The sequence below is a fragment of the Halomonas sp. E19 genome, assembly GCF_052439355.1.
Taxonomy (GTDB): Bacteria; Pseudomonadota; Gammaproteobacteria; order Pseudomonadales; family Halomonadaceae; genus Halomonas.
The window spans coordinates 3,325,124-3,351,220 of sequence record NZ_JBNFWU010000001.1 but is presented as its reverse complement, the minus strand read 5'-3'; the positions used below and the strand labels follow the sequence as shown (position 1 = coordinate 3,351,220).

The 26,097-nt window shown below is 62.3% G+C and carries 18 protein-coding genes, 2 tRNA genes and 4 pseudogenes; 5 read left to right on the top strand and 19 right to left on the bottom strand.

All coding sequences use genetic code 11. The annotated features are described in order from the left end of the window. Positions 1 to 10 precede the first annotated feature (10 nt). From infB to rlmE, 11 genes and pseudogenes are all read right to left on the bottom strand, one after another. Positions 11 to 2,533, bottom strand: a complete 2,523-nt coding sequence (infB, locus tag ACUDAL_RS17480; protein WP_444679026.1) for a translation initiation factor IF-2 — start codon at positions 2,531 to 2,533, stop codon at positions 11 to 13. Between the two features lie 26 nt (positions 2,534 to 2,559). Then, positions 2,560 to 4,053, bottom strand: coding sequence for a transcription termination factor NusA (nusA, locus tag ACUDAL_RS17475; protein ID WP_444679025.1), 1,494 nt, complete (start codon positions 4,051 to 4,053; stop codon positions 2,560 to 2,562). A gap of 47 nt (positions 4,054 to 4,100) precedes the next feature. Then, positions 4,101 to 4,562, bottom strand: a complete 462-nt coding sequence (gene rimP / locus ACUDAL_RS17470; RefSeq protein ID WP_444679024.1) for a ribosome maturation factor RimP — start codon at positions 4,560 to 4,562, stop codon at positions 4,101 to 4,103. A gap of 207 nt (positions 4,563 to 4,769) precedes the next feature. Next, a tRNA-Met gene (locus ACUDAL_RS17465) sits at positions 4,770 to 4,846 on the bottom strand. A 128-nt stretch (positions 4,847 to 4,974) separates the two neighbouring features. Then, positions 4,975 to 5,061 (bottom strand) — tRNA-Leu (locus ACUDAL_RS17460). 24 nt (positions 5,062 to 5,085) lie between these two features. Then, positions 5,086 to 5,445 carry a preprotein translocase subunit SecG gene (secG, locus tag ACUDAL_RS17455; RefSeq protein WP_444679023.1) on the bottom strand — a complete coding sequence of 120 codons (360 nt, stop codon included), beginning with the start codon at positions 5,443 to 5,445 and terminating at the stop codon, positions 5,086 to 5,088. Positions 5,446 to 5,449: 4 nt separating this feature from the next. Further along, entirely contained in the window at positions 5,450 to 6,199 is a 750-nt protein-coding gene (gene tpiA, locus ACUDAL_RS17450; protein WP_444679022.1) for a triose-phosphate isomerase, read from the bottom strand. Positions 6,200 to 6,271: 72 nt separating this feature from the next. Next, positions 6,272 to 7,620, bottom strand: a pseudogene (gene glmM / locus ACUDAL_RS17445) (phosphoglucosamine mutase). Beyond that, positions 7,613 to 8,475: pseudogene (folP, locus tag ACUDAL_RS17440) on the bottom strand (dihydropteroate synthase). Before folP ends, glmM begins: the two co-directional pseudogenes overlap by 8 nt. A gap of 93 nt (positions 8,476 to 8,568) precedes the next feature. Further along, complete coding sequence (locus tag ACUDAL_RS17435) at positions 8,569 to 10,551, bottom strand: ATP-dependent metallopeptidase FtsH/Yme1/Tma family protein (protein ID WP_444679428.1); 1,983 nt, start codon at positions 10,549 to 10,551, stop codon at positions 8,569 to 8,571. 252 nt (positions 10,552 to 10,803) lie between these two features. Then, on the bottom strand, positions 10,804 to 11,493 hold the full coding sequence (gene rlmE / locus ACUDAL_RS17430; protein ID WP_444679021.1) for a 23S rRNA (uridine(2552)-2'-O)-methyltransferase RlmE: 690 nt from the start codon (positions 11,491 to 11,493) through the stop codon (positions 10,804 to 10,806). A gap of 140 nt (positions 11,494 to 11,633) precedes the next feature. On the opposite strand from rlmE, the gene yhbY reads away from it, so the two are divergent. Further along, positions 11,634 to 11,960, top strand: coding sequence for a ribosome assembly RNA-binding protein YhbY (gene yhbY, locus ACUDAL_RS17425; protein WP_444679020.1), 327 nt, complete (start codon positions 11,634 to 11,636; stop codon positions 11,958 to 11,960). Between the two features lie 86 nt (positions 11,961 to 12,046). On the opposite strand, the pseudogene greA reads toward yhbY, so the two are convergent. The 4 genes and pseudogenes from greA to dapB form a co-directional block, all read right to left on the bottom strand. Then, positions 12,047 to 12,522, bottom strand: a pseudogene (greA, locus tag ACUDAL_RS17420) (transcription elongation factor GreA). After that, positions 12,519 to 15,764 (bottom strand): carbamoyl-phosphate synthase large subunit, encoded by a 3,246-nt coding sequence (gene carB, locus ACUDAL_RS17415; RefSeq protein WP_444679019.1) that lies wholly within the window; start codon positions 15,762 to 15,764, stop codon positions 12,519 to 12,521. Before carB ends, greA begins: the two are co-directional and overlap by 4 nt. A gap of 51 nt (positions 15,765 to 15,815) precedes the next feature. Then, positions 15,816 to 16,961 carry a glutamine-hydrolyzing carbamoyl-phosphate synthase small subunit gene (gene carA, locus ACUDAL_RS17410; RefSeq protein ID WP_444679427.1) on the bottom strand — a complete coding sequence of 382 codons (1,146 nt, stop codon included), beginning with the start codon at positions 16,959 to 16,961 and terminating at the stop codon, positions 15,816 to 15,818. 275 nt (positions 16,962 to 17,236) lie between these two features. Further along, positions 17,237 to 18,042 (bottom strand): annotated as a pseudogene (gene dapB / locus ACUDAL_RS17405) (4-hydroxy-tetrahydrodipicolinate reductase). A gap of 133 nt (positions 18,043 to 18,175) precedes the next feature. On the opposite strand from dapB, the gene ACUDAL_RS17400 reads away from it, so the two are divergent. Beyond that, the gene (locus ACUDAL_RS17400) at positions 18,176 to 19,270 is read left to right on the top strand and encodes an MBL fold metallo-hydrolase (RefSeq protein WP_444679018.1); all 1,095 of its coding nucleotides are present in this window, start codon (positions 18,176 to 18,178) and stop codon (positions 19,268 to 19,270) included. Between the two features lies 1 nt (position 19,271). Here ACUDAL_RS17400 and ACUDAL_RS17395 read toward each other — a convergent pair whose 3' ends face one another. Genes ACUDAL_RS17395 through ACUDAL_RS17385 form a run of 3 tightly spaced genes read right to left on the bottom strand, consistent with a single transcriptional unit; the run spans position 19,272 to position 20,463 of the window. Next, a complete protein-coding gene (locus tag ACUDAL_RS17395) occupies positions 19,272 to 19,973 on the bottom strand; it encodes an EamA family transporter (RefSeq protein ID WP_444679017.1) in 702 nt (233 codons plus the stop codon). Then, positions 19,967 to 20,185, bottom strand: coding sequence for a hypothetical protein (locus tag ACUDAL_RS17390; RefSeq protein ID WP_444679016.1), 219 nt, complete (start codon positions 20,183 to 20,185; stop codon positions 19,967 to 19,969). Before ACUDAL_RS17390 ends, ACUDAL_RS17395 begins: the two co-directional genes overlap by 7 nt. Continuing rightward, positions 20,182 to 20,463 carry a DUF2218 domain-containing protein gene (locus ACUDAL_RS17385; protein WP_444679015.1) on the bottom strand — a complete coding sequence of 94 codons (282 nt, stop codon included), beginning with the start codon at positions 20,461 to 20,463 and terminating at the stop codon, positions 20,182 to 20,184. The genes ACUDAL_RS17390 and ACUDAL_RS17385 overlap by 4 nt, the downstream gene beginning before the upstream one ends. Positions 20,464 to 20,753: 290 nt before the next feature. On the opposite strand from ACUDAL_RS17385, the gene dndB reads away from it, so the two are divergent. The 3 genes from dndB to dndD are packed head-to-tail and all read left to right on the top strand — an operon-like array spanning position 20,754 to position 25,404. Further along, positions 20,754 to 21,824, top strand: a complete 1,071-nt coding sequence (gene dndB / locus ACUDAL_RS17380) for a DNA sulfur modification protein DndB (protein WP_444679014.1) — start codon at positions 20,754 to 20,756, stop codon at positions 21,822 to 21,824. Further along, on the top strand, positions 21,821 to 23,428 hold the full coding sequence (gene dndC / locus ACUDAL_RS17375; RefSeq protein WP_444679013.1) for a DNA phosphorothioation system sulfurtransferase DndC: 1,608 nt from the start codon (positions 21,821 to 21,823) through the stop codon (positions 23,426 to 23,428). The genes dndB and dndC overlap by 4 nt, the downstream gene beginning before the upstream one ends. Beyond that, positions 23,425 to 25,404, top strand: a complete 1,980-nt coding sequence (gene dndD, locus ACUDAL_RS17370) for a DNA sulfur modification protein DndD (protein WP_444679012.1) — start codon at positions 23,425 to 23,427, stop codon at positions 25,402 to 25,404. Before dndC ends, dndD begins: the two co-directional genes overlap by 4 nt. Positions 25,405 to 25,704: 300 nt before the next feature. On the opposite strand, the gene ACUDAL_RS17365 is transcribed toward dndD, so the two are convergent. After that, complete coding sequence (locus ACUDAL_RS17365) at positions 25,705 to 26,073, bottom strand: hypothetical protein (protein WP_444679011.1); 369 nt, start codon at positions 26,071 to 26,073, stop codon at positions 25,705 to 25,707. Between the last annotated feature and the right edge of the window lie 24 nt (positions 26,074 to 26,097).

Here is a 26,097-nt window from a genome sequence, read left to right as displayed (position 1 = left end):
CCCGCTGCGATTACAGCGTCCGTTCGACCTTGACCTGGTCGAAGACCTCGATCTTGTCGCCAACTTGGACGTCATTGTAGTTCTTGACGCCGATGCCGCACTCCATGCCGTTGCGCACTTCCTGGACGTCGTCCTTGAAGCGGCGCAGCGATTCGAGCTCGCCTTCGTAGATGACGACGTTGTCGCGCAGCACGCGGATCTTCTTGTTGCGGAAGACCGCCCCCTCGACCACCATGCAGCCGGCCACGGCGCCGATCTTGGGCGCGCGGAAGACGTCGCGAACCTCGGCCACGCCGACGATCTCTTCCTTCCACTCCGGTGCCAGCATGCCGCTCATGGCCTGCTTGACCTCGTCGATCAGCTGGTAGATGACGCTGTAGTAGCGCAGGTCCAGACCTTCACGCTCGATGATCTCGCGAGCAGCGGCATCGGCACGCACGTTGAAGCCGACTACGATGGCCTCGGAGGCCAGCGCCAGGTTGGCGTCGGTACCGGTGATGCCGCCGACGCCGGAGGAAACCACGGCCACCTGGACTTCATCGGTGGAAAGCTCCTCCAGGGCACCCTTGATCGCTTCCAGCGAGCCCTGCACGTCAGCCTTGAGCACGATATTGACCTTGGCCACCTCGTCCTGGCCCATCTGGCTGAACATGTTCTCCAGCTTGGCCTTCTGCTGACGCGCCAGGCGCACCTCGCGGTACTTGCCCTGACGGAAGTTGGCGACCTCGCGGGCCTTCTTCTCGTCGGCCACGACCATGAAGTCGTCGCCGGCGTCCGGGGTGCCGTCGAGGCCCTGGATCTCCACCGGCATGGCGGGGCCGGCCGTGTCGACCTGCTGGCCAAGCTCGTTGGTCAGCGCACGCACGCGGCCGTAATGCAGACCGGCCAGCACGATGTCGCCCTTCTTCAGGGTGCCGTTCTGCACCAGTACAGTGGCCACCGGGCCGCGACCCTTGTCGAGGCGCGACTCGACCACCACGCCCTTGCCCGGCGCCTCCGGCACCGCCTTGAGCTCGAGCACCTCGGAAACCAGCTGGATCGCTTCCAGCAGATCCTCGATGCCTTCGCCGCTCTTGGCCGAGACGTGAACGAACTGCGTGTCGCCGCCCCACTCCTCAGAGATGACGCCGTACTGGGACAGCTCGTTCTTGACCCGATCCGGGTCGGCCGCCGGCTTGTCGATCTTGTTCACCGCCACCACGATGGGCACCTCGGCCGCCTTGGCGTGCTCGATGGCCTCGATGGTCTGGGGCATGACGCCGTCGTCGGCTGCCACCACCAGGATGACCACGTCGGTCGCCTTGGCACCGCGGGCACGCATGGCGGTGAACGCCGCATGGCCGGGGGTGTCGAGGAAGGTCACGCCGCCGTGCTCGTCCTCGACGTGGTAGGCACCGATGTGCTGGGTGATGCCGCCAGCTTCACCGGTGGCCACTTTGGCCTTGCGGATGTAGTCGAGCAGCGAGGTCTTGCCGTGGTCGACGTGGCCCATCACGGTCACGACCGGCGAACGGGTGATCTCCTCGCCCTCGTAGGAGATGCCTTCGAGCATTTCGGTCTCGAGGGCGTCATCCTTGATCAGCTTGGGCTTGTGACCCATTTCCTCGACCACGATGGCCGCAGTGTCCTGATCGATGGTCTGGTTGATGGTCACCGCCGCGCCCATGGTGAACATGGCCTTGATGACCTCGTTCGCCTTGATCGACATCTTGTCGGCCAGCTCGGCGACGCTGATCGATTCAGGGATCGAGACTTCGCGCACGATCGGCTGCGTCGGCTTCTGGAAGCCGTGCTTGCCGCCGCCGCCCTGGCTGGAGCCACGGCGTCCACCGCGACGCTCGGCGCGCTTGACCTTCTTGCCACCACCACGGCGACGCTCCTCGCGGTCGCCACGATCATCGTCATCGCGCTCATGGCGCCCTTTCTTGGCCGACGCCTTCTTGGGCGGCGCGGTACGGCGATCGGTGCGACCTTCCTTCGGCGGCGCCGGCGGCTCGGGCTCGGCCGTCGTTTCTTCAGTTACTTCGACCAGCTCCGGCACAGCCACCACCGGCTCCGCTGCCACCTTCTCGACCTTGGCTGCCTCTTCACGGGCCGCTTCGTCGCGTGCGGCCTGCTCGGCACGCACCTTGGCCTGCTCGGCCTGCTCGGCCTCGCGCCTGGCCTGGGAGTCGGCCATATCGCCCACCAGTTGGCGCGGGCCGGACTCTTCCACTGGCTCGGCCTTGGGCGCTTCTTCCTCACGCTTGACGTAGGTGCGCTTCTTGCGCACCTGCACTTCGATGGTCTTGCCGCGCTCGCCGGTCTTGATCCGGCTCTTGGTCTTGCGCGTCAGGGTGATGCGGTTGCGCGCGCCGGCCCCGCCGCTGCCGTGGCTCTTGGTGAGATAGTCGAGCAGCTTGCGCTTGTCCTCCTCGGACACGGCGTCGGTCTCGGACTTGTGCTCCAGTCCGGCTTCTTTCATCTGTTCCAGCAGGCGAGGCACGTCGCGCCCTACCTTTGCTGCAAAATCCTTAACGGTCATCTCTGACATGTTGACCCTCCTCAGCCGTGACCCGTTTACTGTTCGCTATCGAACCAGGGCGCACGGGCAGTCATGATCAATGCCGCGGCGCGCTCCTCGTCCATGCCCTCGATGTCCATCAGGTCGTCGATGGACTGCTCGGCGAGGTCCTCCATGGTGACGATGCCTCGGCTCGCCAGGATGAAGGCCAGGTGACGCTCCATGCCCTCCATCTCGAGCAGGTCGTCGGCCGGCTGCGCGCCGTCCAGCTCCTCCTCGGAGGCAATGGCCATAGTCAACAGCTCATCCTTGGCGCGAGCCCGCAGCTCTTCCACCAGCTCCTCGTCGAGCTCCTCGATCTCGAGAATTTCCTCGAGGGGCACGTAGGCGATCTCTTCCAGCGTGGTGAAGCCTTCTTCCACCAGCAGCCGGGCGAGGTCGTCCTCGATCTCCAGATGCTGAATGAAGTGCTCGACCAGGCTGTCGATCTCTTTCTCTCGCTTGTCTTCGGCCTCGCTCTCGGTCATGACGTTGATGCGCCAGCCGGTCAGCTCCGAGGCCAGGCGCACGTTCTGGCCACTGCGGCCGATGGCCTGGGCCAGGTTGTCCTCAGCTACCGCCACGTCCATGGCATGCGCGTCTTCGTCGACCAGGATCGAGCCGACATCGGCCGGTGCCATGGCATTGATCACCAGCTGGGCCGGGTTGTCGTCCCACAGAATGATGTCGACCCGCTCGTTCTGCAGCTCGCTCGACACCGCCTGCACGCGCGAGCCGCGCATGCCGACGCAGGCACCCACCGGGTCGATGCGCCGGTCGTTGGTCTTGACCGCGATCTTGGCCCGCGAGCCGGGATCACGCGCCGCGCCTTTGATCTCGATGAGCTGCTCGGCGATTTCCGGCACTTCGATCTTGAACAGTTCGATGATCAGCTCGGGACAGGTACGCGACAGGATCAGCTGGGCGCCACGCGCCTCGGCGTCGACCTTGGTCAGCAGCGCTCGCACCCGATCGTTCATGCGGTAGCGCTCGCCGGGGATCATTTCGCTGCGCGGCAGGAACGCCTCGGCGTTTTCGCCCAGATCGATGATCAGGCCTTCCCTGGTGGTCTTCTTGACAATGCCGGCCACCAGCTCGCCCTGACGCTCGGCATACTGACGAACCACCTCGGCACGCTCGGCCTCACGCACCTTCTGCACGATGACCTGCTTGGCGGTCTGGGCGGCGATGCGGCCGAAGGCGGCATTTTCGATCCGCTCTTCCACCACGTCACCAAGCGCAAGGGGCGGGTCGCGCCGCTCGGCGTAGGAGAGCTTGATCTCGGCGTCGGGGCTCTCGAACTCGTCATCCTCCACCACTTCCCAGCGGCGATAGGTCTCGTAGTCTCCGGTCTGGCGATCGATGTGCACCCGCACGCTGACCTCGCGGCCCTCGAAGCGCTTGCGCGAGGCGCTGGCCAACGCCGCCTCGACAGCCTCGAAAATCACCTGCCGGGGAACGCCCTTTTCGTTTGAGATCGCATCCACGACCATCAATATTTCTTTACTCATGCCTTTGCCTCGCCAGAAAACCTGTCCTTATGCGCCGACCACGCCGGTCAATCTTCGAACCGGGGAACCACCCGCGCCTGGTCGATGCTCTCGATGGGAAAGCAATATTCTTCGCCGTCGAGCTGCAGCAGCACCTCGTCCTGCTCGATGCCAGCCAGCAGCCCCTGAAACTTGCGCCGACCGTCGAAAGGCACACGCAGCTTGAGCGACACCTGGTGCCCCGCGAAACGCGCGAACTGATCAAGGGTATACAGCGGGCGGTCCATGCCGGGGGATGACACCTCCAGGCGATACTCGCCCGGGATGGGATCCTCCACGTCCAGCACGGCACTGACCTGGCGACTCACATCGGCGCAGTGGTCCACGCTTATTCCATCGGCATGGTCAATGTAGATCACCAGGTTCGAGTGTTTTCCCTGGGGGCGATAGTCAATGCCCCAGAGCTCGAAGCCCATGGCGGTGACCACTGGTTCGATCAGCGCATAAAGCGCAGCGTCCTTGAGTGCCACAGAGAAAGCTCCTACAGCCGTTGCATCAGGCACCTGGCCGGGAGAAAGCAGGAAAGCAAGGTGGCTGATTGGCGTTGCCCGGATAGCGCTACCGGCGACGCCGGCAGTATGCTGCTAACAAAAAGCCCCTTCTCAGGAAGGGGCCTTTCACAAGAAACCTGTGTTACCACTTGGACCCGTCGCTTCAACGAAGCGCTTGGTCGAAGATGGTAGCGGGGACCGGATTTGAACCGATGACCTTCGGGTTATGAGCCCGACGAGCTACCAGACTGCTCCACCCCGCAACATTCCAAGTTGGCCATTGTAGGCCGTCCCTATCACCCGGGTCAACACCCAAGATGAGGAAACGCCTACCGTTTCTGCCAATCTTGCGTCTGATGATCTGCGACAGACATTGTCGCAACGTTTCAGATGGTGCCGAAGGCGGGACTTGAACCCGCACGACCGTAAGGTCACTACCCCCTCAAGATAGCGTGTCTACCAATTCCACCACTTCGGCTTGCACTGCATGCTGAAACGCGACTCAGTCGCTGCTTTCTTCCAGCACTGGCGCAGCATTATCCACACCGCGGGCGTCTTCGTCAAGCGTCGGGAGCCCATGCTGCTGCTCGATCAGGCGCGCATCGGGAATGCCCGCTTCCGGCGCCTGGCCGGCTTCGCTGGCGAAGTAGGCCAGGGTCAGCGAGGTGGCGAAGAAAGCCGCCGCCAGAATGGCCGTGGTGCGTGACAGAAAGCCACCGGTACCGCGCGAGCCGAATACGGTCTGGGAGGCGCCACCGCCGAAGGCGGCCCCCGCCTCGGCGCCCTTGCCCTGCTGCAGCAGGACGAGAACCACCAGCGCGATGGCGATCGCCACGTGGATCATGAGAATGGCAACTTGCATGAGTTCAACCTGCTGACTGACAAATGGCTAGGAAATCGCCGACCTTGAGCGAGGCACCGCCCACCAGGCCGCCGTCGATGTCCGGCTGAGCCAGCAGCTCAGCCGCGTTGTTCGCATTCATGCTGCCGCCGTAGAGCAGGCGCATGTCCGCTGCCAGCTCACGGTCGAAGCTGGCCTGGTACTCACGTATCCAGGCCATGACCTGCTGAGCCTGCTCGGGCGTTGCCGTCCGCCCCGTACCGATGGCCCACACCGGTTCATAGGCAATCACCACGCGCGGCCGCTGCTCCTGCTCCAGGCGCGCCATGACATAGCCCACCTGGCGCAACACCACTTCCTTGGTCTTGCCGGCATCCCGCTCTTCCAGGGTTTCGCCCACGCACAGGATCGGCGTGATGTCGGCGCTCAGTGCCGCCAGCAGCCGATCATGCACGGCCGCGTCATCCTCGCGATAGAGCTGGCGCCGCTCGGAATGTCCGACCAGGGCGTACTCGACGCCAAATTCCTTGAGCATGCGACCGCTCACCTCGCCGGTACGCGCCCCCGAGTGCAGCGGATTCAGCGTCTGCGCCCCCAGCCGAAGCGGGGTGTCGGCGAAGGCCCGCCGCGCCGCGTCCAGGTAGGGGAAGGGCGGCAGGATGACGACGTCGAGCGCCTGCGGGAGAGCGGTTTCGGCAAAGCTGCGACCGAAATCCTCGACCAGCGAGGCCGAGCCGTTCATCTTCCAGTTTCCGGCGATCAGCGGCGTTCGCATGCGGGATCCTCTTTCCAAGTGGAGCGAAATGGTATAGGAGGTGCCGTGTCAAGACAACCGTCGGCGCCAGCATCAGGCCAGCTGGCTTTGCACTTCCCCGGCCAGCCTGCGCGCCAGGCCGTCGACATCGAGATGCGCACGCCCTTCTACCATGACCCGAATCAGCGGCTCGGTGCCCGAAGGGCGCAGCAGCACTCGCCCTTCATCGCCAAGCTCGGCCTCAAGGGCGGCTACGGCATCCTTCACCGCTGGACTCGCCATCAGCGCCTTGGCGTCGCTTCCCGGCGTGAGGCGCACGTTGACCAGCGCCTGGGGCACCTTCTCCAGCCCGGACAGCAGCGCCTGCAGCGGCCGGCCTTCGCTGACCATGATGGCCAGCACCTGCAGCGCCGAAACGATGCCGTCGCCGGTGCTCTGCACGTCGGAGCAGACGATATGGCCCGACGACTCGCCGCCGAGCTGCCAGCCGTTGGCCAGCAGGCGCTCCACCACGTAGCGATCGCCCACCTTGGCCCGCTCGAAGGGGATGCCCAGCTGCTGCAGCGCCATGGCCAGGCCGAAATTGGTCATCAGGGTGCCGACCACGCCACCCTGGAGGCGGCCACTCTCGAAGCGATCGCGGGCGATCAGGTACAAGATGTCGTCGCCATCCACCTCGCGCCCATCGGCGTCGACCATCAGCACCCGGTCGCCGTCGCCGTCGAAGGCGACGCCAAGGTCGGCGCCCTGCTGGATCACCGCGGCGCGCAGGCAGGCCGGCGAGGTGGAACCCACGTCACGGTTGATATTGAGGCCGTCGGGGCTCGCCCCCATCAGGCTGACCTCGGCACCCAGCTCGCGGAACACGCTCGGTGCGATGTGGTAGGTGGCGCCATGGGCGCAGTCGACCACCATCTTGATCCCGTGCAGGCTCAGCCGGTTGGGAATGGTCGACTTGCAGAACTCGATATAGCGACCGGCGGCATCGTCGATACGCACCGCCTTGCCGAGGCGGTCGGCCGCCACGGTGGTCAGCGGCTCGTCGAGCATCGTCTCGATGCGCTCCTCGAGCTCGTCAGCCAGCTTGGTGCCCTGGGTGGAGAAGAACTTGATGCCGTTGTCGGCAAAGGATTGTGCGAAGCCGAGATGACGATCCCGGCATCGGCGCGGAAGGTGCGCGTCAGGTAGGCGATCCCCGGGGTGGGCATCGGACCGAGCAGCGCCACGTCGACACCGGCCGCCGACAGTCCGGCTTCCAGAGCCGATTCGAACATGTAACCCGAGATACGCGTGTCCTTGCCGATCAGCACCCGGGCGCGGCCGGACTCGCGCTTCAGCACGCGTCCCATGGCCCAGCCCAGCTTGAGCATAAAGTCCGGCGTGATGGGGTACTCCCCCACCGTTCCGCGAATGCCATCCGTCCCGAAGTATTTTCTAGTCATGCTCACAGCCTTCCTTGAGTACGGCCCAGGTCATGTTCACCGCATCCAGGACCGGGCCAACGTCATGGACACGTAGAATGCGGGCGCCGCGCTCGACCGCCAGTGCCGCCAGCGCCAACCCACCGGGCAGGCGCTCCTCCACCGGGCGATCCAGCACTTTGCCGATCATGCTCTTGCGCGACATGCCCACCAGCAGCGGCAGCTCGAGCGCGGCTAGCCCTTCCATCCGGTTGAGCAGGCGCAGGTTGTGCTCCACCGTCTTGCCGAAACCGAAGCCCGGGTCGATCAGCAAACGCTCGCGACGCAGCCCGGCCGCCTCGCAGGCCGCCACCCGCGCCAGCAGGTAGTCGCCCACCGCAGTCTCGATGGGCACCTCGTACCGAGGGGCCTGCTGCATGTCCTGCGGCTCGCCCTGCATGTGCATCAGGCACACCGGCAGGCCGGTGCCAACCGCCGCCTCCAGCGCCCCTCGCGGGTGAGCGCACGCACGTCGTTGAGCATGCCGGCGCCCAGCGCCGCAGTTTCGCGCATCACCGCGGGACAGCTGGTATCGACCGAGACCAGCGCATCGAGATCCCGCACCAGGCGCTCTACCACCGGAGCGACGCGATCCAGCTCCTGCTGGGGAGAGACCGGCCGCGAGCCGGGGCGCGTCGACTCGCCGCCCACATCAATGATCGCCGCACCCTGGGCCAGCATGCGCTCCGCGTGGCGCAGGGCGTCATCGAGCTCCAGGTGGCGGCCGCCATCGGAGAAGGAGTCGGGGGTGACGTTGAGAATCCCCATCACACGGGGAAAGGAGAGATCGAGACGATGCCGCCCACAGGGCAACCAGGTCACTTTGCTGTCTGTCATCCTGTCGATCCAATCGAGGCTATCGAGGAGGAAGGGGCATTTTACGCCAAAGGCGCTCCCCGAGCGGGGAGCGCCTGCATGGATCACGCTGCGTCAGCTGGCCGGTCCGCCCAGCGGATCGGAAGGACGACGGCGGGGTTCGTCATCCTCGTCCTCATCGCCATGATCTCCACCATCGTGGCTACCGCTATCGGTCGGCGCCGTACTCGGCTCGTCACTGCGCGGGGCTTCGACCTCGTCGACCACCGGCGAACCGGCACCCGAGTCGCCGTCATCCCAGCCCTTGGGCGGACGCGGCGTGCGTCCTTCCATGATGTCCTTGAGCTGGTCAGCATCGATGGTTTCGTACTGCATCAGCGCTTCAGCCATGGCGTCGAGCTTGTCGCGATTCTCTTCGAGAATGTGCTTGGCCCGGGCGTAGCATTCGTCGATGACCTTGCGCACTTCCTTGTCAAGCCGCGAGATGGTCTCGCCGGACTTGAGCTTGCCGCCGCCCTGGCCGGGGCCGCCGAGGAACTGGTGCGACTCGTCCTCGTCGTACATGATCGGGCCCATCTCCTCGGAGAGCCCCCACTTGGCGACCATGTTGTGGGCCAGCTCGGTGGCGCGCTTGATGTCGTTGGATGCCCCGGTGGTGACACCGCTCGGCCCCAGCGTCATCTCCTCGGCGATACGACCGCCAAACAGCGAGCAGATCTGGCTGATGATCTGCTGGCGCGACAGGCTGTAGCGATCCTGCTCGGGCAGGAACATGGTCACGCCCAGGGCGCGGCCACGGGGAATGATGGTGACCTTGTAGACCGGGTCGTGCTCCGGCATCACCAGGCCGATGATGGCGTGGCCCGACTCGTGGTAGGCGGTGTTGAGCTTCTCCTTGTCGGTCATGACCATGGAGCGGCGTTCGGCGCCCATCATGATCTTGTCCTTGGCCAGCTCCAGCTCCTCCATGCCCACCAGGCGCTTGTTGCGCCGCGCGGCAAACAGCGCCGCCTCGTTGACCAGATTGGCCAGGTCGGCGCCGGAGAAGCCCGGCGTGCCGCGAGCGATGAACGAAGGCTTGACGTCGTCGGCCAGTGGGACCTTGCGCAGGTGAACGTTGAGGATATGCTCGCGGCCGCGGATATCGGGCAGCGGTACCACCACCTGGCGGTCGAAGCGGCCCGGGCGCAGCAGCGCCGGGTCGAGCACGTCGGGACGGTTGGTGGCGGCGATGACGATAATGCCCTCGTTGGCCTCGAAGCCGTCCATCTCGACCAGCAGCTGGTTGAGGGTCTGCTCACGCTCATCGTTGCCGCCGCCCATGCCGGCGCCGCGCGAACGACCCACGGCGTCGATCTCGTCGATGAAGATGATGCAGGGGCCTGCTTCTTGGCCTGCTCGAACATGTCGCGCACGCGCGAGGCACCCACGCCGACGAACATCTCGACGAAGTCGGAGCCGGAGATCGAGAAGAACGGCACCTTGGCCTCGCCGGCGATGGACTTGGCCAGCAGCGTCTTGCCGGTACCCGGCGGGCCCACCATCAGCACACCGCGGGGGATGGTGCCGCCCAGGCGCTGGAACTTGGAGGGATCGCGCAGGAAGTCGACCAGCTCCTCGACCTCCTCCTTGGCCTCGTCGCAGCCGGCGACATCGGCGAAGGTGGTCTTGATCTGGTCTTGGGAGAGCAGCTTGGCCTTGGACTTGCCGAAGCTCATCGGCCCGCCCTTGCCGCCGGCACCGCCCTGCATCTGGCGCATGAAGAACATGAAGATGGCAAGTATCAGCAGGATCGGGAAGCTGGCGATCAGCAGCCGGGTCCACAGGCTCTGCTCCTGCGGCTCCCTGCCGACCACGGTGACGTTGTTGGTGAGCAGATCGTCGATCAGCTTGGGATCTTCCGCCGCCGGACGGATGGTCTGGAACTGGGAGCCGTCGGCACGCTCGCCGGTGATGCGGTAGCCGTCGATGGTCACGCTGCGGATCTGCTGGTTCTGCACCTGCTGGACGAACTGGGAATAGTTCATCGTCTGCGGCGTCGTGTCGACGGTGAAGTTGTTGAACACCGTCAGCAGCACCGCCGCGATGACCAACCAGAGGATCAAGTTCTTCGCCATATCATTCAAGGGACTACCCTCACTGCAAGCTACTCAGGGCCAACGATGCCTGGGTGTAAGACCATGGGTGGGCAGACCACGTTCCCTTCGGCTCACCACGCCCATGACACCCTACTGTGGCACAGTTGGACGGCCGTGTCTGGCCATCATGCTATTAGTCTTACGCTATCGGTACCTCGGGCGGGCCGGACGCGTCGCGCAAACCGGCTCGCCGTGGACCAAGCCATGTGGCTCAGCCGCGAAATCCTTCCGCCAGCAGGTAGACCTCGCGCGAGCGAGCGCGAGAGGCCTCCGGCTTGCGGGTCACCACCCGGGCGAAGCTGTCCCGCAGCGCCTTGAGGTAGCTATCGAACCCTTCGCCCTGGAACACCTTGGCCAGAAAGCGGCCTTCTGGCCGCAGGGTCTGGCGCGCCAGGTCGAGCGCCAGCTCCACCAGGTACATGGCCTGGGGCTGGTCGATGGCACTCATGCCGCTCATGTTGGGCGCCATGTCGGACATCACCAGGTCCACCGGGCGACCGCCAAGCGCGGCCAGAATCGCCTCGAGCACGGCCTCTTCGGTGAAGTCGCCCTGGATGAAGTCGACGCCGGCCAGGGCGTCCATCTCGAGAATATCGGAGGCGATCACCAGCCCCTCCGACCCCACCCGATCGGCCGCCACCTGGCTCCAGCCGCCGGGGGCCGCCCCCAGGTCGATCACCGCCATGCCCGGACGGAACAGGCGATCCTTCTCGTCGAGCGCCAGCAGCTTGTAGCTGGCACGGCTGCGGTAGCCATCCTGCCAGCTCTGCTGAACGAAGCGATCATCGAAGTGCTCCTTCAGCCAGCCCTTGCTGGTCTTGCTGGCAGCGTGTTTCGCGGCACGCTGCCGATCCGAGGCGCCGGAAGCGCCGCCGCGTGAAGAGGAGGTGGAACGAGCCACGGCATCACCTTGATGACGAACGAAGACAGCTGGCAGGCCTGGGCCTGTAACGGCAAGATGCGGCGAAACACGCGCTTTCGTTGCCGCGCGATTCACCGTACCATGGTGCGCTAAGCGCAACCGAGAAGACGCAACATACCATGAGCTTGTCACAGGCACAAAAGAAAGCATTTCGCAGCATCGGCCACCACCTGAACCCGGTGGTGACGGTGTCGGAGAACGGGATCTCCGAGGGCGTGCTGGCGGAACTCAACCGGGCACTGGCCGATCACGAGCTGATCAAGATCAAGCTGGCCCTGCCCGAGCGCGACGACCGCGCCGCCATGCTCGAAGAACTGCTGGCAGCCAGCGGCGCCGAACGCGTGCAGACCATCGGCAAGATGGCCCTGCTCTACCGCAGGAACCCCCAGGCCAATCCGAAGCTCTCCAACGTCAAGCGCTTCGAGAATCACCACGGCCGGCACTGAACCAGCCCGAACTCTCCATCCGGCCCAGCCAGGCCCTGGAATGCAAAAGCCCGCGATGCGGGCTTTTGCTGAGTGTTGCCTGTCGCTCAGTGGTGCTCGACGCTGCCGATCTCGTACTCGACCTCGCCGCCCGGCGTGCTGACCACCACCACGTCGCCCTCCTCCTTGCCGATCAGGGCACGGGCGATGGGCGAGGTGACGGAGATCTTGCCACTCTTGATGTCGGCCTCGTCCTCGCCGACGATCTGGTAGCTGACCTCCTCGTCGTTGCCGAGGTTGATCAGCCCCACGGTGACGCCGAAGATCACCTTGCCCGTCTTCGGCAGCTTGGCCACGTCGATCACCTGGGCATTGGAGAGCTTGCTCTCGATCTCCTGGATGCGCCCCTCGATGAAGCCCTGCTGCTCGCGGGCCGCATGGTACTCGGCGTTCTCCTTGAGATCGCCATGCTCACGCGCTTCGGCGATGGCGGCGATCACCCGGGGCGCGCCTCGCTCTTGAGCTCCTCGAGTTCCTTGCGCAGGCGTGCCTCGCCGGCAACGGTCATCGGGACCTTGTTCATTGCGTTGCTCCTGCATGCAGTTCCTGAAGCCGCCGCACCGTAATCTCGTTGCCATACTCCAGCGCCATGCAAACGGCGCTCGCCCCTGCCAGGGTGGTGGCATAAGGCACCTTGCGGGCCAACGCGGTACGACGGATCACCGAGGAGTCGTTGATCGCCTGGCGACCCTCGGTGGTATTGACGATATAGGCGATGTCGTCGTTCTTGAGCAGATCGACGATATGCGGACGACCTTCGTAGACCTTGTTGACGACCTCCACCTCGAGCCCGGCGGCTTCAAGGGCGGCAGCGGTGCCGCGGGTCGCGCACAGCGTGAACCCCAATCCTAGCAGAGAACGGGCGATCTCGATAACGCCCGCCTTGTCCGGCTCGCGCACCGAGAGAAACGCCTTGCGCTCGCCGGTCAGCGCCGGGATCGCCTCGCCGGCCCCCAGCTGCGCCTTGTAGAACGCCTCGGCGAAGGTCTCGCCGGAGCCCATCACCTCACCGGTGGACTTCATCTCCGGCGACAGGATCGGGTCGACGCCCGGGAACTTGTTGAACGGGAACACCGCTTCCTTGACGCTGTAGAAGTGCGGCACGATCTCGCGAGTGAAGCCCTGCTCGGCCAGGGTCTTGCCGGCCATGCAGCGTGCCGCGACCTGGGCCAGCGAGGTGCCGATGCACTTGGAGACGAAGGGCGCGGTGCGCGAGGCGCGCGGGTTGACCTCGATGACGTAGATCTCGCCGTCCTGCCACGCCAGCTGCACGTTCATCAGGCCTACCACGCCAAGCTCCACGGCCATCTTCTTGACCTGCTCGCGCATCTCGTCCTGCACGTCTGCCGGCAGCGAGTAGGGCGGCAGCGCGCAGGCGGAGTCGCCGGAGTGCACGCCAGCCTGCTCGATATGCTGCATGATGCCGCCGATCACCACTTCGTGGCCGTCGGAGACGGCATCGATGTCGATCTCGATGGCGGCGTTGAGGAAGTGGTCGAGCAGCACCGGCGAGTCGTTGGAGACCTTGACCGCATGGGTCATGTAGTTCTCCAGCTCATCGGCGGAGTAGACGATCTCCATGGCGCGCCCGCCGAGCACGTAGCTCGGCCGCACCACCAGCGGGTAGCCGATCGCCTCAGCTTTGGCGAAGGCCTCGTCGAAGCTGCGCGCGGTGGCGTTGGGCGGCTGCTTGAGGCCCAGCTTGTCGATCATCTGCTGGAAGCGCTCGCGATCCTCGGCGCGGTCGATGGCGTCCGGGGTGGTGCCGATGATCGGCACGCCGGCGGCCTCGAGCTCACGAGCGAGCTTGAGCAGGGTCTGGCCGCCGAACTGCACGATCACGCCGACCGGCTGCTCCTTGTCGGCGATCTCCAGCACGTCCTCCAGGGTCACCGGCTCGAAGTAGAGACGGTCGGAGGTGTCGTAGTCGGTGGAGACGGTTTCCGGGTTGCAGTTGACCATGATGGTCTCGTAGCCGTCGTCGCGCATGGCGAAGGCAGCGTGGACGCAGCAGTAGTCAAACTCGATGCCCTGGCCGATGCGGTTGGGCCCGCCGCCCAGCACCATGATCTTCTGCCGATCACTGACCTCGGCCTCGCACTCCTCCTCGTAGGTGGAGTACATGTAGGCGGTGTCCGAGGCGAACTCGGCGGCACAGGTGTCGACGCGCTTGTAGACTGGGCGGATGCCGGCATTCTGCCGGGTCTTGCGGAACTCCTTCTCGGAGACGCCGAGCAGCTTGGCCAGGCGCGCATCGGAGAACCCCTTGCGCTTGAGGCGGAACAGCGCCTGCGGCGTCAGCTCGGAGAGCGAGCGCTGGGCCACGCCCTGCTCGATCTGCACCAGCTCCTCGAGCTGGACCAGGAACCAGGGGTCGACCTTGGTCAGGGCAAAGATCTCCTCCACGCTCATGCCGGCGCGCATGGCGTCGGCGATGAAGAAGATGCGCTCGGCGCCGGCCGCCCGCAGCTCGCCCTTGATATGGGCCATGGCGTCGTCGCTGAACTCGCCGGCCTTGAACTCAGGAAACTTGGGGTCGAGGCCGTCGTTGCCGGTCTCGAGCCCGCGCAGCGCCTTCTGCAGCGACTCCTGGAAGGTCCGCCCGATGGCCATCACCTCGCCCACCGACTTCATCTGGGTGGTGAGGCGGTCGTTGGCCTGGGGAAACTTCTCGAAGGTGAAGCGCGGAATCTTGGTGACCACGTAGTCGATCGACGGCTCGAACGAGGCCGGGGTGCGCCCGCCGGTGATGTCGTTGGAGAGCTCGTCCAGGGTGTAGCCCACCGCCAGCTTGGCGGCGATCTTGGCGATCGGGAAGCCGGTGGCCTTGGAGGCCAGCGCCGAGGAGCGCGACACCCGCGGGTTCATCTCGATGACCACCATGCGCCCGGTCTCGGGGTCGACGCCGAACTGCACGTTGGAGCCGCCGGTCTCGACGCCGATCTCGCGCAGCACCGCCAGCGATGCGTCGCGCATGATCTGGTATTCCTTGTCGGTCAGCGTCTGCGCCGGGGCCACGGTGATCGAGTCGCCGGTGTGCACGCCCATGGGGTCGAAGTTCTCGATCGCACAGACGATGATGCAGTTGTCGTTCTTGTCACGAACGACCTCCATCTCGTACTCCTTCCAGCCCAGCAGCGACTCGTCGATGAGCAGCTCCTTGGTGGGCGAGAGGTCGAAGCCGCGATGGCAGATCTCCTCGAACTCCTCCTTGTTGTAGGCCACGCCGCCGCCGGAGCCGCCCATGGTGAAGGAGGGGCGGATGATCACCGGGAAGCCGAGTTCGGCCTGGATCTCCCAGGCCTCTTCCATGGAGTGGGCCACCTTCGCCTTGGGGCACTCCAGGCCGATGTTCTTCATCGCCTTGTCGAAGCGGTCGCGGTCTTCAGCCTTGTCGATGGTGTCTGCGTTGGCGCCGATCATCTCCACGCCGTACTTTTCCAGCACGCCGTGCTTGTCGAGCGCCAGGGCACAGTTGAGCGCGGTCTGGCCGCCCATGGTGGGCAGGATGGCGTCGGGACGCTCGGCCTCGATGATCTTCTCCACCGCCTGCCAGGTGATCGGCTCGATGTAGGTGGCGTCGGCCATGGCCGGGTCGGTCATGATGGTGGCCGGATTGGAGTTGACCAGGATGACCCGGAAGCCCTCCTCGCGCAGTGCCTTGCAGGCCTGGGCGCCGGAGTAGTCGAATTCGCACGCCTGGCCGATGACGATGGGGCCGGCGCCAATGATCAGGATGCTCTGGATGTCGGTACGCTTGGGCATGGTGCTCCCCGCAAAATAAGGTGACGAATGGCGACGTTTTCGGGGCTCGGCCTAGCGGCGGGCCTTCATCATCTCGACAAACCGATCGAACAGCGGCGACACGTCGCGCGGACCGGGACTCGCTTCCGGGTGACCCTGGAAGCTGAAGGCCGGGCGGTCGGTCAACTCGATGCCCTGCAGGGTGCCGTCGAACAGCGACCGGTGGATGGCGCGCACATTGCCGGGCAGGCTCGCCTCGTCGACGGCGAAGCCGTGGTTCTGGCTGGTGATCATCACGCGGCCTGTATCGAGGTCCTGCACCGGATGGTTGGCGCCGTGGTGGCCGTGGTTCATCTTCACCGTGCTGGCGCCGGCGGCCAGCGCCAGCAGCTGGTGGCCCAGGCAGATGCCGAACACCGGGATATTGGTCTCGAGGATTTCCTGAATCGCCGCGATGGCGTAGTCGCAGGGCGCGGGGTCGCCGGGGCCGTTGGCCAGCAGGATGCCGTCCGGGTTGCGCGCCAGCACTTCGCCAGCCGGGGTCTGGGCCGGCACCACGGTGAGGCGACAGCCGCGGGAGGCCAGCATGCGCAGAATGTTGTACTTCACGCCGTAGTCGTAGACCACCACGTGGAAGGGGCGTTCGCTGCCGCTGGCATCGACATTGCCCTGGCCCAGCGCCCACTCCGCCTCGTTCCACTCGTAGGCCTGCTTGCAGCTGACCTCCTTGGCCAGGTCCATGCCCTTGAGGCCGGGGAAGTCGCGGGCCGCCGCCAGCGCACGCTCGACGGCGTCGTCGCCCTCGGCCTCGCTGCCGGCGAGGATGGCGCCGTTCTGGGCGCCCTTGTCGCGCAGGATGCGGGTCAGGCGCCGGGTGTCGATGTCGGCGATGCCGAGCACGTTGCGACTCTTGAGGTAGTCGGAGAGCGACTGCTCGGAGCGGAAGTTGCTGGCAATCAGCGGCAGGTCGCGGATCACCAGGCCGGCGGCGGCGATACCGTCGGACTCGACGTCCTCGGCGTTGACGCCAGTGTTACCGATGTGCGGATAGGTCAGGGTCACGATCTGTCGGGTGTAGGAGAGGTCGGTGAGGATCTCCTGATAACCGGTCATGGCCGTATTGAACACCACCTCGCCGCTGGTCTGGCCATCGGCGCCGATGGCGGTGCCATGAAACACGCTGCCGTCTTCCAAGGCCAATATCGCGGGTCTGCTCAATGCGGGGCTGTTCAAGACAAGGTCCTCCCATGCTGGTGCGAGCCCGAGGGGCGCAGGCTCGGCGGCTATCGTCATAGCGACAGATTCGGCTCGTAAAAAAGCGGGACGAAGCCGATAAAAAACCGGTTTCATCCCGCTTGTTGTCTCTGTTTGCTCGGGGGCTGGCCACGCAACAAGCGCGCAGTGGGACTGCTGTTTTCAGGCGCCCGGCCAAAATTTTGGAGATGTTACAGGATTCTGCCCTTCTCGACCACCCCCTTTAGGGAAGCGCTTCCTTAGTCCAGCCCGAGTACGTCCTGCATGCCGTAGCGTCCATTACTCTGGTCGGCCACCCAGCGCGCCGCCCGCACCGCGCCCTTGGCGAAGGTCATGCGGCTCGAGGCCTTGTGGGTGATCTCGATGCGCTCGCCCTCGGTGGCGAACATCACCGTATGTTCGCCGACGATGTCGCCGGCGCGCACCGTGGCGAAACCGATCTCCTTGGGGTCGCGCGGCCCGCACTGGCCGACACGCTCGAACACGCCGTGCTCCTTGAGCGTGCGCCCCAGCGCCTCGGCCACCACTTCGCCCATCTTCAGCGCGGTGCCGGACGGCGAGTCGACCTTGTGGCGATGGTGGGCCTCGATCACCTCGATGTCGTAGCCCTCGTCGCCCAGCGCCCTGGCCGCGGTCTCGAGCAGCTTCAGCGTCAAGTTCACGCCCACGCTCATGTTGGGGGCGAAGACGAAGGGCAGCCGCTCGCGGTAGCCGTCGAGCTCGGCCAGCTCGTCGTCGGCCAGGCCGGTGGTGCCGATCACCATGCGTTTGCCGTGCGCCGCGCAGAAGGCCAGGTTGGCCAGCGTGACCCGGGCGCGGTGAAATCGATGAGCACATCGAAGTCATCGACGATGGCCTCGAGCGAGTCCACCGCGGCGACGCCCAGCTTGCCGAGCCCCGCCAGCTCGCCGATATCGGCCCCGGCCAGCGAACTGCCCGGCTCGACGATACCGCCGGCCAGGGTGGCGCCGGCATCCTCCTGCACGGCGTTGACCAGGGTGCGGCCCATGCGGCCGGCGACACCGACGATGGCGATACGGGTCATGCGGACTCCTGCGAAATCTGACGAGTGGGGATCGAGGCAGTATACCAGAGCCAGGGCCCGCCGGGCCGAGCGCGTGGGCAGCGGCGGCGGAATCGCCCACACTGGGCATGACGACGCGACGCCAAGGACCACCATGCCAAGCTCGATACCGCCCGACGCCAGCAACGAAGCCGCCCGGCCACCGCCGCAGGCGACTGCCGGCAGCCCGCGCCCCACGCTGCGCTTGAACGGCCTGCGCGCCACCCTGGTCAACGGCGTGTTCGGCGACCCGCTGCTGCACCTGCGCCTGCGCCACCACAAGCGCAGCCTGCTGTTCGACCTGGGCGACCCCGACCGGCTACCCACTCGCCTGGCCCACCAGGTCAGCGACCTCTTCGTCAGCCATGCCCATTTCGACCATATCGGCGGTTTCCCGTGGCTGCTGCGCTCGCGTATCGGCCACTACCCGGCCTGCCGGGTCTACGGTCTACCCGGAATCGCCAGCCATCTGGACGGCTTCCTGCGCGGCATCCTGTGGGATCGTGTCGCGGACAAGGCGCCTCGCTTCGAGGTCTTCGAGCTGCACGGGGAGAGCCTGGCCCCCTACCGCCTGGTAGCTGGCCAGCCGATGAAGGCGCTCTCCCCCAGCGATGTCGAAGATGGCGTGCTGCGCGCAGAGCCAGGCTTTCGCGTGCGCGCCACCACGCTGGACCATGGCACGCCGGTGCTGGCGTTTGCCTACGAATCCGCCACCCAGCAAAAGGTACGCAAGGAGGCCCTCGCAGCGCACGGCTGGGCGCCCGGCCCCTGGCTCGGCGAACTCAAGCAGCGCGCAGTGCAAGGCGACGACGCAGGCGAGATCGCCCTGCCCGACGGCAACCGGCGCCCGGTCGCCGAGCTGGCGGCAAAGCTTCTCTTCTCGCAGCCGGGCCAGCGCCTGGTCTACGCCACCGACTTCGGCGACACGCCCGGGAACCGCGAGCGCCTGCGTGCGCTTGCCCACGGCGCCGAGGTGCTATTCTGCGAGGCTTCGTTTCGTGAAGACCAGGCCGAGCAAGCCCGACGCACCGGCCACCTGACGGCTCGTGCCTGCGGCGAGATCGCCGCCGCGGCCGAGGTCGGCCAGCTGGTGCCGTTCCATTTCTCCCGCCGCCACGTCGAGGACGTGGCTGAGCTATACGCCGAGATACGCCGCCATTTTCCTCGCCTGGCCCCCACGCCGCGCAGCGAAGCGGGTAGCGACGCATGAATCAGCGCGGTTGAGCCCCTTCGCCACCCTGCCGCAGCAGCAGGCCGATGGCGGCCAGCACCAGCGCGCTGCCCGGCAGCCAGTGCCAGCCGACCTGCTCGGGGGCGGTGGCGAACAACACGAGCATGGAGACAAAGGGCACCATGTAGCCGTAAGCGGTGACGGCACCCGGGCTGAGCACCGAGGTAGCGCGCTGCAACAGCAAGAAGGTAAGCGCACTGGAGAAGAGCCCCAGATAGACTACGAGGGCGAAGTCATGCCAGCGCATGGCGACGAGCCGGGTCGCCGGCTCGATGGCGAGCCCTAGCAGGCCGATGGCGACCCCGCCCAGGCCCAGGCTCCAGAAGGTGCGCACCGCCGCCGATTCCGGCAGCAACTCACGTGCCAGCCCCCACTTGCTCAATACCGGATAGAGCGCCGACGACATGCAGCCGAGGAAGAAGACCGCCTCGCCGATGCCCAGCCGCATGCTTTCGCCGTGGTCTTGCGCCTCGGCGAAGGCCAGCCCCAGGGCCCCGGCCGCGCCCAGGGCCAGGATGGCCGGCAGCTGCCAGCCCAGCCGCTCGACGCGAAACCCCAGCCCCAGCAGGTAGGCCAGCAGCGGCACGCTGACGTAGAGGGTAGCCATGGAGAGCGCGGTGGCGTGGTGGGCGGCCCAGAACATGGCGCCGAAGAAGCCGGCCAGGCATAGCCCCATCAGCATATAGAGCGGCAGCAGCTGCCAGGGCGGCCAAAGTCGTCGGCACGCCGCGCCAGCCACCACAGGCCGGCGCAGGCGATGGCGAAGCGCAGGGCGGTGAGGGACAGCGGCGGCAGCTCGCTCATCAGCCCCACGGCGGGAAACGACAGCCCCACCAGCAGCGCCCACAGCAGCATGCCGAGGTGGGCGCGCCGGGGCGTTATGGGTGCACTCAATTTTCCCAGACGATGGCCAGTTCCTCGTCGCCCGCCATGCGCTGCAGGTGGGCGTCGACCACGCCCTCCAGGCGATCCAGGGTCTCCTCATCCAGCGCCTCGACGGCCACCACCAGCTTGCCCGGCTCGACGCGCATCACGCAGGAACCATCCTCGAACGCCACCCGGCTCTCCTCCTCGCCCTGCGCCACCTCCAGCTTGTGCGCCCAGTGCTTGCACAGCCGGTTCATCACCCTCGCCCCGGACTCGGTGGCAATCTCGGCACGCGACATCGGCATTGTAACGATCTCCATTCGTATCGGAGCTACCAGACTAAGACGGCGGCTGGATCGGCGCCAGCCCCGAGGTGCAGCGCCAGGCGGAACGAGAGGTTAGACAAAAATGGCCCTCTTTCTAAAGACTTTTGAAAGTGGCAACCTTGCCTTCAGCCAGACACTGTATAAAAAAACAGACAAAAAGGTTGAAAAGCGTTCACACTCATGCTGTTTTACGTTAAAATCAACGTACCAGTACGTCTAAATGAACGTAATCATGGCACAAGCGATGCGTGAGACTAAGAAGCAAACCCATGATTTCCCTGCGTTGCGGGGGATCCAGGGGGCGTGCATGCTACACCATCATGTGCCCGCTGCGCCTCATCCCGAAGCTGTTCAGCTACGATGACTCTGGCCTTCCGCCTGAGCAGCGTGCTCAGCGTGCAATCAATCCCGGACGCATTCCAGAAATTACGGATTACCTGACCCAGAACGCTGAGAATTACATCCTTCCCGCTATTACAGCGTCGCTTGACCAAGAAGCTGAGTTTGTACCTTCCGGGGAAGAGCTTGTTCCACTGGTAGGCAAGCTGTGTATACCTCGCGAAGCTCGGCTCCTTATTAACGATGGTCAGCATAGGCGTGCCGCCATAGAGCGCGCAGTGACCAAAAAGAAGGAGCTTGGGCATGACAGCATTCCTGTATTGCTGTTCATCGATGAAGGACTCAAGCGCAGCCAGCAGATGTTTGCTGATCTGAACCGCCATGCGATCCGACCGAGTACCTCGCTCAACACATTTTTTGACAAACGTGACGCCGCCTCGACTCTGGCGCGCTGCGTTATGCAGGAAGTCCCTTGCTTTCGCGAGCTGACTGAGGTCGAGAAGAGCTCTCTACCTCTCAAGTCGCGCAAGTTGTTCACGCTAAGCGCCATCAAGAATGCTAGCTGGCGTTTCTTGGAAAAACGCAAACGCGACGTAGCTAGTGGGGACGAGCATACGCAATGCATCGCTTTTTGGTCAGGCGTTTGCCAAGTCATGCCTGACTGGCAGGAAGCTATGGAAAATATCAATCTTCCGATGCAGCTACGCCAAGGCAGCATCCATGCTCACGGTGTTTTTCTCCAAGCGCTAGCTGTTGCCTGCGCTTCACTTAGACATGAAGCTCCTGGATATGAGCCCGACTGGTATGCCGCACGCTTAGAATGCCTAACCAATCAAAACTGGAACCGCTCGAACCCAGAATGGGAAGGGCGCTGCCTACGAGATGGTCGCATTTCGAAATCGCATACTTCAGTAGAACGCCTCGCCTGCTACCTCAAGCAGCGCTTAAATATCCCCCTCAGCGATGAACAGCGCCAACTCGAGGAAAAGTACTCACGATGAGCACTGATACGCTATTCGCCACTCGGGACGAAATGGTTGCCGCACAAAGCTTTGCAGGGCGACCTCTACCTGACCTGCTCACTGAACTCCAAACCTTGTACCTAGAGGATGAGAGGCCTTGGGTAATCGGTTTCAGTGGCGGAAAGGATTCAACGGCGGTTCTCTCCCTGATTTATACCGCCATAGAGAAACTGCCGGCCCAGGAGCGTCATAAGCACGTCTATGTGGTCTGCTCAGACACTCTGGTGGAGACTCCGGTAGTCGTCGACCTCATTTCAACTACTTTGGAGCAGATCAACACTCGAGCTCAGAAAGATGGCCTGCCCTTCTCAGCTCATCAAGTGGTGCCAAAGGCCAATGATACCTTCTGGGTGAACTTACTGGGCAAAGGTTATCCTGCACCCACTCAGAGCTTCCGCTGGTGCACGGAGCGAATGAAGATTGACCCGGTCAGCAGCTTCATTCTAGATAAGGTAACGCGTCACGGCGAGGTGATTGTGGTACTCGGCGCTCGCAGCCAAGAGAGCGCATCCCGCGCCCAAGTCATCGCCAAGCACAAAGTGGATGGCTCTCTGCTATCCAAGCACTCCTCCCTTCCAGGTGCCTATACCTATATGCCTATCGAGGATTGGTCCTTCGATGAGGTATGGATGTATCTTTTAGGAGCGCCAGCTCCTTGGGGCGGAACACACCATAAGCTGTTTGAGCTTTACAAAGATTCGAACGCAGGCGAATGCCCTGTAGTAATCGATACTAAGACACCTTCATGCGGGAACTCACGCTTCGGTTGCTGGACCTGCACCGTGGTGACCAAAGACCGTGCTATGGAAGGGCTAATTGAGTCCGGCGAGATATGGATGAAGCGGCTCAAGTCGTTCCGGGACCTTCTTTATCGTACGACACGGCCTCATAACAAGGCCAAGTATCGCAATCACAAGCGTCGTACCGGCAAGGTGCAGTATGCACGCGGCCAGATCGACGACGACACCACCATCGAGAAGAAGGTGATTCCAGGTCCGTACTGGATGGCATATCGTCAGGCCTGGCTTAAGAAGCTTCTGGAAATTCAGAAGAACCTCAACGATGGCGGAAATTTTATCCGGCTGATCCATGAGGACGAACTAAAGCATATACGCCTCGAATGGCTCAACGATCCTAACGAGCCAGATGCCCTGGATACACTCCCTTCCATCTATGCCAGCGTTTATGGCTTTAAATTAGAATGGATGAAGGATTCCGCTGGTGTACTCTCACAGCAAGATGCGATCGCCTTGAGAGACGCCTGCCAAGAGCATGGCACACCTATAGAGCTTGTCATCAAATTATTGCAGCTGGAGCAGTCATTGGATGGACTTAGCAAACGACACGGAGTCTTCAAGCGGATCGATGCCCTACTTAACCAAGATTGGGGTGATCTCGATACGCTGCATACAAAGAAGCAAGATGCCAGCTTAGTCTTGCATAATATGCATGTGACTAAAAGTAACATGCAAGACATATTTCAGGAAAACACAGTCTACCAAGGAAAAATCCGTAACGCCAAAAGCGTTTACGACGAGCTCCTTGCAGGACTAGAAATCCAATACAACGAGCTGAGCAAATGATCCTAAAATCGCTAAAAATCGGAAATTTTAGGGTCTACCGCGGAGAGCATGAAATCGACCTCATGCCAGAAGATCCTAATGGACAGAAGCCCATCATCTTGTTCGGCGGCTTAAATGGGACTGGCAAGACATCCATTCTCACAGCCGTGCGACTTACGCTTTATGGTCGCCGCATCCTTGGCGCCAAGGTATCAAGCGAGGAATATCACCAATATTTGGCTGACTGTATATATAAACCCAGCGGGCATGAGCGAGCACCAAACAGTGCCTTCGTACGCCTGAGGTTCTATGATAGCTACGGTGGGCATCAGCACGACTACGATGTAGTACGTAGTTGGTTTCGAGATACTAGCGGTGAAATTTCGGAAAATCTCCAGATTACTCGAGATGGGGAGATTCTTTCTAATCTTTCCTATGACCAAAGGCAAAGTTTTCTAAATGACTTAATCCCCCTAGGAATAGCTGATCTTTTCTTTTTCGACGGTGAAAAGATAGCCGAACTGTCGGAATCCAAGGGTAACGCAGCACTTGCAGACGCAATTCAACGCCTGCTAGGACTTGATATTGTCAATAAGCTACGCGCAGATCTCGCTGTTTACATCCGCAGCCATTCGAAGGGCCGACTTCCCGATGCTATCCGCAATGAAGCAGAGTCACTTGAAGCTGACTATAAGAAATACTACGCAAGCTACCAGCTTGAGCTTGAGAGCAAAGAGAAGCTAGAAGATCAGTTGCATAACCTAAAGGTTGAGATAGCACAGCTGGAACAAAAGATTGAAGCCCATGGTGGCGCTTGGTACGAAAATCAGGCAGCTGAAAAGGATAGAATGGAGCGCCTTTTAGCTGAGCAAGAAAGCATCAGAGGCCGGATCCGCTCACTCAAAGGCTCCCTCTATCCCTTGGCGCTGGCACCGACAGCGCTAGGTGCTTTGCTAAATCAGCTCGACGCTGAGAGCGACTATCGTAAACATCAAGTCACTCATCAAGCAGCAAAGCGTCAAGCTAAAGCACTACGCAAGGAGCTTGGAAGTGTACTGCAAGATAACCACGCGCTGATTGATAAGGCTATAAAAAAAGCCTTTGGTCAAAACCTGCTACCTCCCAAGAAAGTGGAGATAATGCACGACCTCTCAGACCGGGAGATTGAGCGACTTCGCCACCAGATTACCGTGGAAGCACCGAAGCAAAAGAAAGAGGTTGACGAGCTTGAGCAGAAACTCGACAACCTGCGGCACCAAATTAGTGAGTGTGCCACAAACCTAGAGCGTGCTCCTGATGAGCAGCGAATCAAACCACTTTATGAACAGCTGAATGAAGCACTGCTCAAGCAAGGCCGCCTTAATAGCAAAGTTGAAGAAAAGCGTGAGAACTCTAAGCGCGAGCTACGTGCTGCCATGGACTGCATTCGCAAGCTGAGAAAACTTGAAGCTGAATACCAGCAGCAATCTGAGAATGCTCATGCTATCACAATGGCAAAGTCAGTTAGAGAAATGCTCGTAAGTTACTCCCATCGGGCAAAAACTCACAAGGTGAATGAACTCCAACATCACTTTGGAGAATTTTTTAAGCGACTAGCACGTAAAAACCATGCCGGCCTTACTCCACGTATTGACCCAGATATTTTTAACGTTGACCTTGTCTATAGCGATGGGAAAACCGTTGATCGTGAACAGCTATCTGCTGGTGAAAAACAAATTTACGCAACAGCCATGCTGGCAGCATTAGGCAGGACATCCGGTCGCCGATTACCTATTATAATTGACACCCCACTAGGTCGACTTGACTCAGCTCACAGATTGAATATAGTTGAAAGCTATTTCCCATATGCCAGCCATCAGGTTCTCCTACTTTCAACTGACACTGAGATTTCACTTAGTAGCGCCCCCTTTGTATTCAAACGCGCCATATCAAAAAAATATGAGTTACATTACTCGAGCAACACAGAAAGCACAGCTGTGAAGAGAGGTTATTTTTAATGCTGCCCAACAGATTTTCTCTAACAGAGAGCTCAGAAGAAAAGCTAAAAAGAGAAAAAATAAAGACAGGAATTTCTCCCAATCTAATAGCGCGTGAGCTTTTCTTCCTATCCATAGAAAAAAGAGAACACAGAAAATCGCTAATAGTGGTAGCTTTAAATTTGGATCAATGCTTTTAGATAAGGCGGTCTGGCTGGGTGAGAGCCAGACCGCAACAGAGTTGATCCTTGAGCACCTTTACCCAGGAAAGACCCCGGACGAATATGCAAAGCTATGGGCTCTACATGTCGCCAGCGAACTCTAAGATTCCATCACAGGGTGCATAGCGTCATACACCTCTTCGAGAAACTTACCTCCTAATACTTTCTTGACAAGCCGAGGGTAGGTTGGACTCTCGGCATCGGGAAAGTCTTCAGCTGAAAAATTATTTGCTTCATTGTCTGTAAGATACAGAATATACTTCTCCTCCCTGAGCGATTTCCAAATTTCGTCAATATTTATTTCACCATTTAGCTTTTCAAAAAGCCTCGCCCCATAAGACATGACCACTGAGTTATAGTCACTAACACCAACCCTTTTTCTGGCTGTATCTGCACGACACCTAACTCCCTCAGAGAGGAGCTTTAAAAGCCTACTTCCTTTAGCAGCATTATTCGGGCCAGGGCTCATTGCCCCATTCTTAACTATTAAGCC